This is a genomic window from Streptomyces sp. NPDC044002, from assembly GCF_056434525.1.
The window spans coordinates 1-14932 of sequence record NZ_JBWKEZ010000113.1; the positions used below are offsets into that span (position 1 = coordinate 1).

The following is a 14932-nucleotide window of genomic DNA, read 5'->3' on the forward strand; positions in this document are numbered from 1 at the left end:
GGCCCTCGGCCCCGGCCCGGCCCTCGGCCCCGGCCCGGCCCTCGGCCCCGGCCCGGCCCTCGGCCCCGGCCCGGCCCTCGGCCCCGGCCCGGCCCCCGGCCCCGCCGCCCCCCGGAGCCGCCGGAGGCACCGGCTCCGGGTCGGGCCCGCGGGCCCGACCCCGCCGCCCGTCGGAGCCGCCGGAGGCACCGGCACCACCCGAACGCCACATCCGCCGGGCGGCCCCGGCGCCCCGCGTGTCACGGTGGCAGCATCTTCTCTCCCTGCTGCCGCCGAGACCGGAGCCACTGCCATGGCCGATCTGCAGGATGAACCCCACTCCGTGGGCGTCGGAGCCGAAGACGTCCCCGCCCCCGCCTTCACGGGCGGCGCCCTGGACCGCGCCGCCGCGCTGCTCGCCGTCCATCCCGTCGCGGACGGGTGCAACACCCTCGTCTGGACCCTGCGCCAGAGTCCGTACCACGACATCGACACCCCGGACACCGGTGTCGACACCGACATCCCCCGGCTCCGCGCCGGCGGGGTCGGCGCCCAGTTCTGGACGCTGCTCGTGCCCCCGGGCCGGCCGCGCGCGGACGCCGCCGCCGACCAGGTGGTCTCCGACACCCTCGAACAGATCGACGTGGCGCGGTCCCTGATGCGCCGCTACTCCGACAGCCTGTGCCTGGCACTGAGCGCCGACGACATGGCCGACGCCCGCAACCGCGGCCGGATCGCCTCGTTCCTCGGCCCCGTCCCCGGCAGTACGCTCACCGACTCCCTCGGCGCGCTGCGGGCCTTCCACGCGCTGGGCGTGCGCATCCTCGCGCCCGCGGGGGCCCCCTGGGCCGAGGAGGGCCTGACGGCCTTCGGCCACGAGGTGGTCAAGGAGGTGAACCGGCTGGCGATGCTGCTGGACCTGACGGGCTGCCCGCCGGCCGCCGCCTGCCAGCTCGCGGCGGCGTCCAAGGCGCCGGTGATCATCTCGAACACGGGGGCCGCCGCCCTCAACCCGCATCCGGGCAACGCCACGGACGAGGTGCTCCTCGCGCTGCGCGCGGCGAACGGCCTGGCCATGGTCACCTTCGACATCGCCCGGACCGGGGACTCCCTGCACGCGGTGGCCGACCACCTGGACCACGTACGGGCCATCGCGGGCCCGGAGTGCGTCGGTCTCGGCGCCGCCTTCGGAGCCGAGCGGGGCGGCCCCCGCCCGACCGGCCTGACGGACCCCTCGGGCTACCCGCACCTGATCGCGGAACTCCTGGAACGGGGCTGGACGGAATCCGACCTGGCCCTGCTGACCTGGGGCAACGCCCAGAGGGTGCTGCGCGACGCGGAGTTCACGGCCCGCGCCGCCCAGCACCGCAGAGCGCCCTAGGGGGTGTCCGGCGCCCGCCCGGGCAGGACGGTCGCCTTCCACAGACGGACCACGGACCACACCGTGGCGTAGAGCAGGAGGCCGTTGCGCGCGCACAGCAGGGCCGTGCCGAGCGCGCTGGTCGCGAGGATGTCCGCGTACCAGACCGGGAAGATCAGCGTGGTCAGCGCGTTGGCGGCGACGAGCAGCCAGGCGACCGGACGCTGGGTGGTGTTCCTGGAGGTCAGGCAGACCGCGGCGAGGCCGAGCAGCCAGATCATGTACTGCGGGCTGATGACGCGGCTGGTGACCGTGAAGAGCATGATCGCGCAGAGCGCGGCGTCGAAAGGCGTCGCGCTCGTCCAGTGGTTGGCCCGCACGCGCCACAGCAGGAGCAGCAGGAAGCCGGCGAGGGTCAGGGCGAGCGAGGCCCGCGCGATGTCCGGCACGTACGGGCCGATGTACTCGAAGGCCCCGTACTGGAAGTCGATCCAGCCGGGCCACAGGTCCAGGAAGCGGGCCGCCATCAGCACGGAGCCGCCGAGGGACTCGACCTGCACGCCGCGGTCGCCCTGGTTGCCGAGGAAGCCGAACGTGTCGCTGAACAGCGCCGCGAAGACGGCGAGCAGTGCCGTGCAGGACAGCGCGGCCGCGACGAGGGCCTCCCGCGTCGACCTGCCGCGCGGGGTGCCGAGCAGGGTCAGCAGCGGCCACACCTTGACCATCGCGCCGATGCCCGCGACGACCCCGCCGGTCCGGGGGCGGCTCCGCAGCGCGAGCAGCGCGAAGACCGCGAGCAGGGTGACCTGGATGTCGTAGCGGGCGAACGGGGTCGCCATCATCATCGGCAGCGCCACCAGCCACAGCAGGGCGCCGGCCATGCTGCCGTCGCTCCTGCGCGCCGCCCGGGCGAGGCCGAGCAGGACCACGCCGTCGCAGAGCACCGTCAGGGCCACGAAGGCCTGGAAGTAGGTGAGGAACGGCAGCAGGTCGGGGGAGAGGAAGACCGCCGCCGCGGCCGGGGGGTACTGCCACATGATGTCGTGCTGCGGCAGCGTCCAGGTGGAGAGGACGTCGTACCAGTTGTGGTAGGTCGCGGTGACCTCCACGCGTACGAGGTTCGAGCTGAAGAAGTCGTTGACGAGCATCCAGAGCATCGCGGCCCGGCTGGCCAGCCAGAAGCCGGCGATGCCGAGCAGGGCGCCGCGTCCGCGCGCGGCCGCTTCGAAGGACGTCCGCCGGCGGTGCGCGGCGGGCGCCGCCGCCGTGGCGGGCGCGGCCGGGTCGGCCGGGAGGCTGCTGGTCGTCGTCATGGCGTCAGGCCTGCGGCCGGCCCATCGCGCGGTACGTCCAGCCGGCCGCCCGCCAGCGCGCCGGGTCCAGGGCGTTGCGCCCGTCCAGGACGAGGCGGTCGGTGACGACGGCGCCGAGCTCGGCGGGGTCGAGGTCGCGGAACTCGCGCCATTCGGTGAGGTGCAGGACGACCTCGGCGCCGCGGGCCGCCGCGAGCGCGGAGTCCGCGTAGCCGAGGGTGGGGAAGACGCGGCGGGCGTTGTCCATGCCCTTGGGGTCGTAGACGGTGACCTGGCCGCCCTGGAGGTGGATCTGCCCGGCGACGTTGAGGGCGGGGGAGTCGCGGACGTCGTCGGAGTCGGGCTTGAAGGTGGCGCCGAGGACGGCGACCCGCTTGCCGAGGAAGGAGCCGCCGACGGCCTCGCGGGCCAGCTCGACCATGTGGCCGCGGCGGCGCATGTTGATGGAGTCGACCTCGCGCAGGAAGGTCAGGGCCTGGTCGGCGCCCAGCTCGCCGGCGCGGGCCATGAAGGCGCGGATGTCCTTCGGCAGGCAGCCGCCGCCGAAGCCGATCCCGGCGCGCAGGAACTTCGAGCCGATCCGGTCGTCGTGGCCGATGGCCTCGGCCAGCTTGACCACGTCGCCGCCGGCGGCCTCGCAGACCTCCGCCATCGCGTTGATGAAGGAGATCTTGGTCGCCAGGAAGGAGTTGGCGGCCGTCTTGACGAGTTCCGCGGTCGGGAAGTCGGTGACCACCAGCGGGCTGCCCTCGGACATCGGGGTCTCGTACACCTCGCGCAGCAGCTTCTCGCCGCGCTCGCCCCGGACGCCGATGACGATCCGGTCGGGGTGCAGGGTGTCCTGCACCGCGAAGCCCTCGCGCAGGAACTCCGGGTTCCACGCCAGTTCCACGTCCGCGTCCGCCGGGGCCAGCTCCGCCAGCTTCGCCGCGAGCCGCGCCGCGGAGCCCACCGGCACCGTCGACTTGCCGACCACCAGCGCCGGCCCGTTCAGGTGCGGGGCGAGCGACTCGAACGCCGCGTCCACGTACGACATGTCGCAGGCGTACTCGCCGTGCTTCTGCGGGGTGTTCACGCACACGAAGTGGACGTCGCCGAACGCGCCGAGCTCCTCCCACGACCGCGTGAAGCGCAGCCGGCCGCTGGATCCGGGCAGTCCCGCCACGTGCCGGGCGAGCAGCTCCTCCAGGCCCGGCTCGTACATCGGGGCGCGGCCGGCCTCCAGCATCGCGATCTTCTCCGGGACCACGTCCAGGCCCAGCACCTCGAAGCCGAGTTCCGCCATGGCCGCGGCGTGGGTGGCGCCCAGGTAGCCGGTACCGATCACGGTGATCTTGAGGGGGGCCATGGATGCTCCAGAGGTGCGGGGCCGTTTGCGGCCCCGAGCATAGTCGGGCCGGTCCGGGGGGACGTTCCCAGGAGCATCCGGCTGTCACGCAGCTCACGTACGCGCCGCATATCGCTGTACGGACGCCGGGAACTAGAATTTGGGTTACTTAACGGTAGTTAGCATCCCGCGCCGGGCGTGCGACAGCGACACACGGCTGTCGCGGGCTCCACGGCGCGTGACCTTGGGGAGTGAGAGATCTTGGCGGGTTCTGCCGACTTCGACCTGTACCGCCCGGCCGAGGAGCACGACATGCTCCGCGAGTCCGTCCGCGCGCTCTGCGAGGCGAAGATCCTCCCGTTCGCGGCCGTGGTCGACGAGGAGGCCCGCTTCCCGCAGGAGGCCCTCGACGCCCTCGTCGCCAACGACCTGCACGCCGTCCACGTGCCCGAGACCTACGGCGGCGCCGGCGCCGACGCCCTCGCCACCGTGATCGTGATCGAGGAGGTGGCCCGCGTCTGCGCCTCCTCCTCCCTGATCCCGGCCGTGAACAAGCTCGGCTCCCTCCCGGTGATCCTCTCCGGCTCCGAGGAGCTCAAGGCCAAGTACCTCGGCCCGCTGGCCAAGGGCGACGCGATGTTCTCCTACTGCCTCTCCGAGCCCGACGCGGGCTCCGACGCGGCCGGCATGAAGACCCGCGCGGTGCGCGACGGAGACTTCTGGGTGCTCAACGGCGTCAAGCGCTGGATCACCAACGCGGGCGTCTCCGACTACTACACGGTCATGGCCGTCACCGACCCGGAGAAGCGCTCCAAGGGCATCTCGGCCTTCGTCGTCGAGAAGTCCGACGAGGGCGTCTCCTTCGGCGCCCCCGAGAAGAAGCTCGGCATCAAGGGCTCCCCGACGCGCGAGGTCTACCTCGACAACGTCCGCATCCCCGCCGACCGCATGATCGGCGCCGAGGGCACCGGCTTCGCCACCGCGATGAAGACCCTCGACCACACCCGCATCACCATCGCCGCCCAGGCCCTCGGCATCGCCCAGGGCGCCCTGGACTACGCCAAGGGCTACGTCCAGGAGCGCAAGCAGTTCGGCAAGCCGATCGGCGACTTCCAGGGCGTCCAGTTCATGCTCGCGGACATGGCCATGAAGATCGAGGCCGCCCGCCAGCTGACGTACGCGGCCGCCGCCAAGTCCGAGCGCGTCGACTCCGACCTGACCTTCTTCGGAGCCGCCGCCAAGTGCTTCGCCTCCGACGTGGCCATGGAGGTCACCACGGACGCCGTCCAGCTCCTCGGCGGCTACGGCTACACCCGCGACTACCCGGTCGAGCGCATGATGCGCGACGCGAAGATTACCCAGATCTACGAGGGCACGAACCAGGTCCAGCGCATCGTCATGGCCCGCAACCTGCCGTAGCGAGGCCGGCCCGTACGCACGCGAAAGGCCCCCGCACCCGCCGGGGGCCTTTCCGTACACCCTCCTTTGTAACGATTCCGATCCAGCGGGCGGCCGGGCCGCGGCCGCACGCCCCCGGCGGGCGGCCGGGCCCCGCCCGAGGGGGAGGCCCTCCGCCCGCCCGCGCGGCCCGCGGGGAGCGGGCGGATCTCGCGTGCGGGCTTTCGCCGCTGAGCAGCGGCTCTTCGGCCGCGCGGCCGGCACGTCGCACATATAGAGGGGACGGACGGGTCCCCGCGCCCGCGCGGAGTGCGGAACCCGCCGTAACCGGAACGTTGCCGGAGGCGGCCCGCCCGGCCCGCCTCCGCGCTTTGCACCGCCCGGGATGGGCTAACTTTGAAGCTTCGTACGCCCGAACCGGTTGGGGAGAGAACAAAATGACGGAAGCGATCCTGCTGGTCGGCGGGCAGGGGACGCGACTGCGCCCCGTGACGGTGAACACCCCCAAGCCGATGGTTCCGGCAGCGGGCGTCCCGTTCCTCGCCCACCAGATAGCCAGGGCCGCAGCCGCCGGTGTCACGCACATCGTGATGGCCACCTGCTACCTCGCCGAGGTCTTCGAGCCCTACTTCGGCGACGGTTCCGACTTCGGCATCACCCTCGAATACGTCGTCGAGGACGAGCCGCTGGGCACGGGCGGCGCCATCCGCAACGCCGCCGAGCGCCTGACCGGCGGCCCGGACTCCCCGGTCCTCGTCTTCAACGGCGACATCCTCACCGGTCTCGACATCGCCGGCCTGGTCGAGTCGCACCAGGCGGCCGACGCCGACGTCTCCCTGCACCTCGTACGCGTCGAGGACCCGCGCGCCTTCGGCCTGGTCCCCACCGACGCCGACGGGCGGGTGCTGGCCTTCACCGAGAAGCCGGAGACCCCCGAGGAGATCATCACCGACCAGATCAACGCCGGCTGCTACGTCTTCCGCCGCAGCGTGATCGACTCCATCCCGGCCGGCCGGGCGGTGTCCGTCGAGCGCGAGACCTTCCCCGGCCTGCTCGCCTCCGGTGCCAAGCTCCACGGCGTCACCGAGGACACCTACTGGCTGGACCTCGGCAAGCCCGAGTCCTTCGTCCAGGCCTCCGCCGACCTGGTGCGCGGCGTCGTCGCCTCCCCGGCCGTTCCCGGCCCGCGCGGCGAGGCCCTCGTGCTCCCCGGTGCCGAGGTGGCGGAGGGCGCCAAGCTCTCGGGCGGTACCGTTGTGGGTGCCGGCGCCCGGATCGAATCGGGTGCTGTCGTCCAGGGCTCCATCGTGCTGGACGGCGCGATCCTCGGCGCGGACACGGTGGTGAGCGCCAGCCTCATCGGCGCAGGCGCCTCGGTGGGAACGCGCACGGTGCTGACGGGCGCGGTCATCGGCGACGGCGCCGTCGTGGGGGCTGACAACGAACTTCGCGCAGGGGTGCGGGTGTGGTGCGAGGCTGAACTGCCGGACGCCGCCGTCCGTTTCTCCTCCGACCGGTGACCAACTTCAGTGAGGCACAACCTGTGATAGGCGAGCAGCAGACTCCCCGCGCGACCGACGTCGCTACCACCAAGCTCCCCGACACCTGGGCGGACACGCCGCTCACCGTGGTCATGCCCACCTACAACGAGGCGGGCAACCTGCCGGGCATGGTGGAGCTGCTCATGGGCCTCGACCAGCCGGGCCTGCGCCTGCTGATCGTCGACGACTCCTCGCCCGACGGCACCGGCAAGATCGCCGACGAGCTCGCCGAGGGCTTCCTCACCGAGGACGGCAAGCCCCGCATGTCCGTCCTGCACCGCACCGCCAAGGACGGCCTCGGCCGCGCCTACGCGGCGGGCATGGCCAAGGCCGTCGAGGACGGCGCCGAGTACGTCCTCCAGATGGACGCCGACGGCTCCCACCCGGCCGGCAAGATCGCCGAGATGCTGGGCGTCGCCCGCTCCACCGGCGCCGGTCTCGTCGTCGGCTCCCGCTACGTGCCGGGCGGCACCCTCTCCGACGCCTGGGGCGCGCACCGCAAGCTGCTCTCCCGCTGGGCCAACGCGTACGCGAGCACCATCCTCGGCACCCGCGTCCGCGACATCACCGGCGGCTTCAACCTGTGGAGCGCCGGCGCGCTCAAGGCCATCGACCTCGCGTCGATCGGCAGCGCCGGCTACAGCTTCCAGGTGGAGATGAAGTACAAGGCCCTGCGCCGCGGCTTCCAGGTGATGGAGGTCCCGATCCACTTCGAGGACCGCACCGTCGGCGAGTCCAAGATGAACCTGGCCGTCCAGCTGGAGTCCATCGCCATGCCGTGGAAGCTCCGCGCCCGCGCCGGCAAGTAACGCACGGACGCAGCGAAGAAGGAGGAGGGGCACCCCGCCCGGGGTGCCCCTCCTCCTTCGTTCCGCCACCCGCCGGGGGCTGGGTCACTGCCCCTTGACGGTCACCTTCTGGTCGTTCTGGATCTCCTTGACCAGCTGCTGCACCTTCGCCTTGTCCCAGACGAGGTTGCCGCCGCGCTGGCCGGAGATCGGCATGTTCAGCGACACGCCGTCACCGCCGCTGATGCCCTTCATCGCGAAGAACATCTGCCCCATGTCCCACAGCCCCATGTCCTTGTCCACGATCAGCGTGTCCAGGCCGGCGCCCATGACCGGGTAGAGGGAGAAGGGGTTCAGGACCGTGCCCGGGGTGGCGGCCTGGCTCGCGAGCGCGGAGAGGAACTTCTGCTGGTTCTTCGTCCGCTGCAGGTCCGACTCGGCGAAGGCGTACCGGGTGCGGACGAAGGCCAGCGACTGCTCGCCGTTGAGGGTCTGCTTGCCCGCCTTGAAGTCGGCGCCCGACTTCTCGTCCTTGAAGGCCTGCTCGATGTCCAGCTCCACCCCGCCGAGCGCGTCGACGATGTTCGCGAAGCCGGCGAAGCCGATCTCGGCGTAGTGGTCGATGCGCAGGCCGGTGTTGAACTCCACCGTCCGCACCAGCAGCTCCGGCCCGTCCTCCGCGTACGCGGCGTTGAGCTTGACCCGGCGCCCCTGCGAGGCGAACTTCTTGCCCGACTGGGAGCCGACGAAGGACGGGATCTCCACGTCCGAGTCGCGCGGCAGCGAGATCATCGTGTTCCCGCTGGAGCACTTCGCCAGGATCATCATCGAGTCGGTGCGCTTGCCCTCGGCGGAGCCCGTGTGGAGCTTCTTCTTCTCCTCGTCGGACATCCCCTCGCGGCTGTCGGAGCCCACGATGAGGTACGTGGTGCAGTCGCCCTCCTTCGGGCGCTCGATGACCTTCGACAGGTCGACCTCGCGGCGCACCTGGGAGTCCGCCCAGAAGTAGGTGCCGATGCCGGTCACCAGGAGTACGGAGACCACCGCGATCGAACCGATCTTGATCCGCTTGCGCCAGTCCGGGGCCGGCCCCTGCGGCCTGACCGGCCCGCCCGGCCCGCCCGGCGGACGCTGACCCGGCCCGCCGGGGCCCGAGGGACGCCCGTACACCTGGCCGGTGTTGTAGCCGCTGTCGTAGCCGGAACCCTGCGCCTGCTGCGGCACACCCTGCCCCGGACGGCCGCCCGGCGGCGGGGCCTGCGGCGGGACCGGCGGGCGCGCGGGGCGCTGCGGCTGCTGCGGCTGCCGCTGGACGTGGCGCATCCGCTGCGCCCCCTCCGGCTGCGCCTGCCCGCTGCCGCGCCCGTACCCGTCATCGCGGCGGCCCCGCGCGTCGCGCTCGCCGTACCCGTCCCAGTCACTCATGCGCACTAGGATGCCCGGCCGGGAGGGCTGCCCGACACCCCGGTCCACGCTTCGTACCGCGCCTGTTGCACACCTGATGCCTACGGGCGGCACTTAAGGTGGCTGTATGACACAGATACCGGACGCACCCGAGGGCAAGCCGATCTCGGCGTCCCGGACGACCCTCAGCCACATCATGACGGCCAACGACACCAACCTGCTCGGCACCGTGCACGGCGGCGTGATCATGAAGCTGGTGGACGACGCCGCCGGCGCCGTGGCCGGGCGGCACTCCGGCGGCCCCGCGGTCACCGCCTCCATGGACGAGATGGCCTTCCTCGCCCCCGTCCGCGTCGGCGACCTGGTCCACGTCCGGGCGCAGGTCAACTGGACCGGACGCACCTCGATGGAGGTCGGCGTACGCGTCCTCGCGGAGCGGTGGAACGAGTCGAGCCCCGCCACCCAGGTCGGCAGCGCCTACCTCGTCTTCACGGCAGTGGACTCCGAGGGCAAGCCCCGCCAGGTCCCGCCCGTCATCCCGGAGACCGAGCAGGACGAGCGCCGCTACCAGGAGGCCCAGATCCGCCGCACCCACCGGCTCGCCCGCCGGCAGGCGATCACCGAACTCCGTGAGCGGCGGGCCGCCGAGGGCATCGAGGAGTGATCCATTCGGCTGCGGCAGTGACGCCCCAGTAGACTGCTGCGCTGACGTCCGACCACCCGTACGCAGCCGCGCCGCGACCGTCGAGCGCCCTGCCGTCCCCGCAGAAGGCGCTTCCACCCGATGACCTCCGCAAGCACGCTGCCCGACTCCCCGGCCGGTGCGGCCGGGCGCCGAAGCGCCGGCTCGGACGAGGAGCCCGCGGCGCGCCGCCGGCTGCCGGCCCGCCTCGACTGGCTGTGGGCCGCCCTGCTGACCCTGGCCGTCGCCGCGTTCGGCATCGGCGGCGCCCAGCCCTGGCGGGACGAGCTGGCCAGCTGGAACGCCGCCTCGCGCAGCACCGGCGAGCTGATCGACATGCTGGGGCACGTGGACGCCGTCTCCGGCGTCTACTACCTCCTGCTGCACGGCTGGGTCTCCGTCTTCGGGGACTCCCTCGCCATGCTCCGGTTCCCGTCGGCGCTCGCCATGGCCGGTGCCGCCGCCTTCACCGTCCTGACGGCCCGCACGCTCTTCGACCGCCGCACGGCCGTTTTCACCGGGCTGCTCTTCGCCTTCGTGCCGGCCGTGTCCCGGTACGGGCAGGAGGCGCGGTCGTACGCCTTCGTCGTGCTCGCCGTGAGCGCCGCGACCTGGCTGCTGCTGCGGGCACTGGAGCGTCCGGCCCTGCGGCGCTGGGCCCCGTACGCGGTGGCCGTGGCGGCGGCCGGGCTGTTCCACGTCGTGTCCCTGCTGATCCTGCTGCCGCACGGCCTGATCGTGCTGCTGCGCTGGCGGCGGGACCGGCGCGGGCGCACCGTCGTCGCGTTCGCGGTGACGGTGGCGGTGGCCCTGCTGCCCGTGGTGCCGCTGGTGCTGCTGGGGCAGCGTCAGGTCGGCCGGCAGATCAGCTGGATCAAGACCCCGCACCTGCGGAGCTTCGCCGACCTGTGGAGCAACCTCTTCAGCTCCCCGACGACCGGCCTGCTCCTCGGCGCGCTGGTGCTGCTCCCGCTCGCCTGGAGCCGGGGCCGGCGGCCCGCCGGGGAGCTCCTGCTGACCGGCGCGGCCCCGATCCTGGCCGCCTGGGTGGTCTCGCACGGCAAGACCTCGTACTTCATGGACCGCTACCTGCTCTTCACCCTGCCCGCCTGGGTGGTGCTCGCGGCCGCCGCGCTGGCCGCCCTGCGGCCGCTGCGGGCCGGCGTGCTCGCGCTGGCCGCGGTGATCGTCCTCGGCCTTCCCGACCAGCGGCAGATGCGTACCGACTGGGCCCGGGTCGACCAGGACGGCCAGGCCGTCGCGAAGATCATCGCCAAGGGCTACCGGCCCGGGGACGGGTTCGCGCCCGTCCGCGGCGACGACAAGGTGTTCATGATCGACTTCCAGGTGGAGTACTACCTGCCGGAACGCGTCAAGCTCAGGGACGTCTTCGCCGAGCGCTCGGCGCTGCAGCGCGACGACCTGTTCCCGAAGGAGTGCGCCCAGCCCGTGCAGTGCCTGCGCGGCACCCCCCGGGTCTGGGTGGTGACCTGGAGCGGCACCGACAACCCGTACCACAAGTTCCCGAAGGGGCAGGCCGAAGCGCTGCGCAGCCACTACCGGGTGGTCGAGAGCAAGACGGTCCGCGGCCTGACGGTCTCCCTGCTGGAGCGCGCCGCCTAGGCGGCGCCCGCGTCCGCGGCTACGGCCCGCACACCACCTGGTCGCCGGTGACGGCCTGGGCCCCGCCGCCCTGGTAGGGGTCCTCGGCCCGCACCGGCACCACCTTGCGGTACTCCGTGCCGGCCGTCACCAGCACCGTGCGGCCCTGCCCGGCGACCGCGCGCAGCTCGCTGCCCGGCAGCGCCGCCGCCACCGTGCGGGCCGAGCGGTCCCAGCGCGGGTCGTACGCGATCACCGTGCGCCGGACGTCGCGGCTGGCGGCGTTGCCCGGGGCGCGGGTGGTGTCGAAGCCGGTGGCGCGCAGGGCCTCGTCCACCCGGCCGCCGAGCCCGTCGATCCGGGTCCCGTTCTCCACCTGGACCCGGACCTGCTGCGGCGGCACGTCCACCGGCACGGCGGCGGGCCGCTGCCGCCCGCCGGAGCCCCCGCCGGGGCGGGGCGGGGCGAGCGGCCGGTCCTGGCGCAGCGACTCGAAGAGCCGGGCGGCCTTCGGCCCGTCCCACTTCACCGTCGAGCCGATGCCCTTGACCGGGTACGAGGCGTCCCCGACGGGCACCGAGGCGAACTCGGACGAGGAGGGCGTGAAGTCGCGCATGGCCTGGCCCAGCGCCAGCATCTGCTCCGAGCCGAAGCCGCGGTCGGCCCGCACCGACCCCAGCAGGGTCGAGCTGACCTCCTTGAACTTCACCGGGTTCAGCAGCACCCCGCCCCCGGTGGCCTGTTTGACGAGGGCGGCGACGAACCGCTGCTGCCGCTGCATGCGGCCCAGGTCGGAGGCCCCGTCGACATGGCGGGCGCGGACGTACTGGAGGGCCTGGCCGCCGCTGAGCCGGTGCGTGCCGGGCGCGAGGTCCAGGCCGGTGTTCTGGTCGCGCAGGGCCTTGACGGTGCAGAGCTCCACGCCGCCCATCGCGTCGACGGTCTTCATGAAGCTGCTGAAGTCCACCTCCAGGTAGTGGTCGATCTTGACCCGGGTCATGTTCTCCACGGTGCGCACGGTCAGGTTCGGACCGCCCTCGGCGTAGGCGGCGTTGAGCTTCACGGGGTGCGGCCGGTGCGGTTTGCCGGTCACCGGGTCGCGGTGCGCGGGCAGCTCGGCGTAGCTGTCCCGGGGCAGGCTGACGACGCTGGCCCGTTCCCGGTCGGCGGAGAGGTGCACCAGCATGATCGTGTCGGTGCAGTGGCAGGGGGCGCCGCCGAGCCGGTACGCGCGCCTCTCCTCCGAGGTGATCCGGTCGCGGCCGTCGGTGCCGACGAGCAGGAAGTTGACGCCGTGCCCGGCCTGCGGACGGTTCTTCATGTCCTTGAAGGGGTCGACCCGTTCGATCCCGGTGTCCAGGCCGGTCATCACCGCGTGCCCGACCGCCCCGGACCCCAGCACCACCAGCGACACCCCGGCCGCGATCCGCACCCCCCACCGGGGCCGGCCGTCCCGGCGCCGGCCCCGACGGCCGCCGCCGCGCGCACGCTGCGGCTGGGAGGGCCTGGCGGTTGGGGTGGGACGGTGCGGCTGGGGCACGGTGGACACCTCCGCGGGGGACAGCACGGGGACGGAGCCGGCGGTTCGCTCACGGTGCTCACCGGCCGGCACATCGGGCAGATTTTTCAGAACAGTAGGCCCATACGATCAGCCGCTGTCCGTACCGCTCGTCCGCCGCGCACCCGTTTCCCCCGTACGCGGTAACGTGACACCGATACCCGCCCGTGAAGGACGACATGCCCGCCCCCCCCCGCGCAGGTCTGACGCCCCCGGCGGGAACCGGAGACGACGGAAGGGGTGACCCGGTCCTCCACGGACCGGGTCACCCCTTCGCGTTCATCCGCGCCGGCTCACCAGCGGTACGGCTTGTAGACCTCCATGCAGGCCCCGGTGTCCGAACCGTTGAGGGCGTCCGCCGTGTCCGGCACGGAACCGGCCTCCGGCGGCGCCTGCTGCGGGTAGACGGCGCCGTCGCGCCAGTCGCCGCCCACGATCAGCGTGATCCGCGAGACGTCCGCCGACTGCTGCACCGCCGTGCCCGGGATGCCCATGGCCGCCGCCACGCTCTGCGCCTCGTCCGCCAGGTCGGGGGTCGGGTAGCGCACCACGGTGGCCTTCTCCGGGGTCAGCGCGCTGTCCGCGCGGGCCCCCGTGAAGCCCTTGGAGACCAGGGCCTCCGCCACCACGTTCGCCCGCCGCGGCGCCAGCGGCATCTTCTCCACGGCGGTGCCGTTGACCACGTTGACCTGGATCTTGTCCGGCGCGGTCGACGGAGCCGCGGACGGCCCCTGGCCCGGCTGCGCCGGCTGCCCCGACGGCGCGGGCTGGCCCGGCTGCGAGGCCCCGGGGGAGGGCTGTGCCGCGGCGGGCGCCGAGGCCGAGGGGCTCTCCGGGGCGGTCGGAGTGCCGTTCTTGTCGAAGGCCACGTCCTTGCGGAGCATCGCCCACAGCTTGTCGGCGTCCGCCGGGTTCACCACGAGCCGGTCCGGGTCCGAAGGGTCCTGGAAGGTCGGCATCGTCGTCATCGTGATGCGGTTGGTCGGCACGTCCTTGAGCTGCATGGCCAGGTTGTAGAGCTTCTTGACCGAGCCGATCTCCTCCGAGACCTCCAGCGCCTTGGTGCCGGCCTCGGCCAGCGCCGTGATCCGGCCGACGTCGGTGAAGGCGTTCTGGCTCTTGAGCTCGCGCATCATCGAGTTCATGTACATGTGCTGGGCCTGCGCCCGGCCCAGGTCGCTGCTGAACGCGTGCCGGGTGCGCAGCCACTGGAGGGCCTGCTCGCCCTTGACCCGGGTGGTGCCCTTCTGGAGCTTGAGGCCGGAGCCGCCGCCGGAGGTGGCTATCGGCCGGTCCCAGACGTTGTCCTTGACGCAGACCGGGACGCCGCCGACCGCGTCGGCCATCTGCACCACACCGGAGAAGTCGATCATCATCCAGTGGTCGATGTAGACGTTGGTCAGCTTCTCCCACGTCGCCAGCGTGCAGCCGGGGCCGCCGCGGCCGAGCGACTCGTTGATCATCGCCCGGTTCTTCTTGTACTTCTCGCCGGTCTTCGGGTCCGTGCACTCGGGTATCTCGACCCGGGTGTCGCGCGGGATGCTCACCACGGAGGCGTTCTCCCGGTCGGCCGACACGTGCAGCAGCATCTGCACGTCGGCGAGCGGGGCGTTCCCCACGGTGTCGCGGCTGCCGCCCAGTTCGACGTTCTCCGGCTTGTTGCGGCTGTCCGAGCCGATCAGCAGGATGTTCAGCGGCCGCTGGCCCTTGGCGTTGGCGTGGGTCTTCTCCACGCCGCTCTCTCCGCTCAGGCGCTGCCCGCTGCGGATGTTGCCGTCGAGGTGACGGTAGTAGAGGTACCCGGCCGCCGACGTCCCCAGGATCAGGAACGCCATGACGGACGCCACCCAGAACAGCACCCTGGGGGGGGGGGGGGGGGGGGGGGGGGCGGCGCGCCGGGGGGGGGGGCGTCGCATCAACCCCCCCCCGCGGGGGGGGGGAGGCGGTGGGGTTTTTTCTTTTCCTCTTTTCTTCTCCTTT

At 72.7% G+C, this 14932-nt stretch carries 11 protein-coding genes; 6 read left to right on the forward strand and 5 right to left on the reverse strand.

Annotated elements, in window-relative coordinates:
• Window positions 1–292: 292 nt before the first annotated feature.
• Entirely contained in the window at window positions 293–1360 is a 1068-nt protein-coding gene (locus tag AC07A6_RS39895) for a membrane dipeptidase (protein ID WP_386272730.1), read from the forward strand.
• On the opposite strand, the gene AC07A6_RS39900 is transcribed toward AC07A6_RS39895, so the two are convergent.
• Both AC07A6_RS39900 and AC07A6_RS39905 read right to left on the reverse strand, forming a co-directional pair.
• Window positions 1357–2652 carry a glycosyltransferase family 87 protein gene (locus AC07A6_RS39900; RefSeq protein WP_478780370.1) on the reverse strand — a complete coding sequence of 432 codons (1296 nt, stop codon included), beginning with the start codon at window positions 2650–2652 and terminating at the stop codon, window positions 1357–1359. The two genes, AC07A6_RS39895 and AC07A6_RS39900, sit on opposite strands and share 4 nt — an antisense overlap.
• 4 nt (window positions 2653–2656) lie before the next feature.
• Complete coding sequence (locus AC07A6_RS39905; RefSeq protein ID WP_362468052.1) at window positions 2657–4000, reverse strand: UDP-glucose dehydrogenase family protein; 1344 nt, start codon at window positions 3998–4000, stop codon at window positions 2657–2659.
• 240 nt (window positions 4001–4240) lie between these two features.
• On the opposite strand from AC07A6_RS39905, the gene AC07A6_RS39910 reads away from it, so the two are divergent.
• From AC07A6_RS39910 to AC07A6_RS39920, 3 genes are all read left to right on the forward strand, one after another.
• On the forward strand, window positions 4241–5398 hold the full coding sequence (locus tag AC07A6_RS39910; RefSeq protein WP_362468050.1) for an acyl-CoA dehydrogenase: 1158 nt from the start codon (window positions 4241–4243) through the stop codon (window positions 5396–5398).
• A gap of 416 nt (window positions 5399–5814) precedes the next feature.
• Window positions 5815–6897, forward strand: coding sequence for a mannose-1-phosphate guanylyltransferase (manB, locus tag AC07A6_RS39915; protein WP_362468048.1), 1083 nt, complete (start codon window positions 5815–5817; stop codon window positions 6895–6897).
• A gap of 113 nt (window positions 6898–7010) precedes the next feature.
• A complete protein-coding gene (locus AC07A6_RS39920; protein WP_125816695.1) occupies window positions 7011–7727 on the forward strand; it encodes a polyprenol monophosphomannose synthase in 717 nt (238 codons plus the stop codon).
• Window positions 7728–7811: 84 nt separating this feature from the next.
• Here the strand turns inward: AC07A6_RS39920 and AC07A6_RS39925 are convergent, their stop codons facing one another.
• Window positions 7812–9131, reverse strand: coding sequence for an LCP family protein (locus tag AC07A6_RS39925; protein WP_478780371.1), 1320 nt, complete (start codon window positions 9129–9131; stop codon window positions 7812–7814).
• 106 nt (window positions 9132–9237) lie between these two features.
• Between AC07A6_RS39925 and AC07A6_RS39930 the strand changes: the two genes are divergently transcribed.
• Both AC07A6_RS39930 and AC07A6_RS39935 read left to right on the forward strand, forming a co-directional pair.
• On the forward strand, window positions 9238–9774 hold the full coding sequence (locus tag AC07A6_RS39930; protein WP_362468044.1) for an acyl-CoA thioesterase: 537 nt from the start codon (window positions 9238–9240) through the stop codon (window positions 9772–9774).
• Window positions 9775–9894: 120 nt separating this feature from the next.
• Window positions 9895–11415 carry a glycosyltransferase family 39 protein gene (locus tag AC07A6_RS39935; protein ID WP_478780372.1) on the forward strand — a complete coding sequence of 507 codons (1521 nt, stop codon included), beginning with the start codon at window positions 9895–9897 and terminating at the stop codon, window positions 11413–11415.
• Between the two features lie 19 nt (window positions 11416–11434).
• Here the strand turns inward: AC07A6_RS39935 and AC07A6_RS39940 are convergent, their stop codons facing one another.
• Together AC07A6_RS39940 and AC07A6_RS39945 are read right to left on the reverse strand one after the other, a co-directional pair.
• Window positions 11435–12934 (reverse strand): LCP family protein, encoded by a 1500-nt coding sequence (locus tag AC07A6_RS39940; protein ID WP_478780373.1) that lies wholly within the window; start codon window positions 12932–12934, stop codon window positions 11435–11437.
• A gap of 311 nt (window positions 12935–13245) precedes the next feature.
• The gene (locus tag AC07A6_RS39945; RefSeq protein ID WP_362468095.1) at window positions 13246–14787 is read right to left on the reverse strand and encodes an LCP family protein; all 1542 of its coding nucleotides are present in this window, start codon (window positions 14785–14787) and stop codon (window positions 13246–13248) included.
• Window positions 14788–14932 lie beyond the last annotated feature (145 nt).

Excerpts from the sequence above, each read along its gene's own strand:
- AC07A6_RS39895 (WP_386272730.1), top strand. The coding sequence starts at position 293 with ATGGCCGATCTGCAGGATGAACCCCACTCCGTGGGCGTCGGAGCCGAA.
- AC07A6_RS39900 (WP_478780370.1), bottom strand. The coding sequence starts at position 2,652 with ATGACGACGACCAGCAGCCTCCCGGCCGACCCGGCCGCGCCCGCCACG.
- AC07A6_RS39905 (WP_362468052.1), bottom strand. The coding sequence starts at position 4,000 with ATGGCCCCCCTCAAGATCACCGTGATCGGTACCGGCTACCTGGGCGCC.
- manB (WP_362468048.1), top strand. The coding sequence starts at position 5,815 with ATGACGGAAGCGATCCTGCTGGTCGGCGGGCAGGGGACGCGACTGCGC.
- AC07A6_RS39920 (WP_125816695.1), top strand. The coding sequence starts at position 7,011 with ATGCCCACCTACAACGAGGCGGGCAACCTGCCGGGCATGGTGGAGCTG.
- AC07A6_RS39925 (WP_478780371.1), bottom strand. The coding sequence starts at position 9,131 with ATGAGTGACTGGGACGGGTACGGCGAGCGCGACGCGCGGGGCCGCCGC.
- AC07A6_RS39930 (WP_362468044.1), top strand. The coding sequence starts at position 9,238 with ATGACACAGATACCGGACGCACCCGAGGGCAAGCCGATCTCGGCGTCC.
- AC07A6_RS39935 (WP_478780372.1), top strand. The coding sequence starts at position 9,895 with ATGACCTCCGCAAGCACGCTGCCCGACTCCCCGGCCGGTGCGGCCGGG.
- AC07A6_RS39945 (WP_362468095.1), bottom strand. The coding sequence starts at position 14,787 with ATGGCGTTCCTGATCCTGGGGACGTCGGCGGCCGGGTACCTCTACTAC.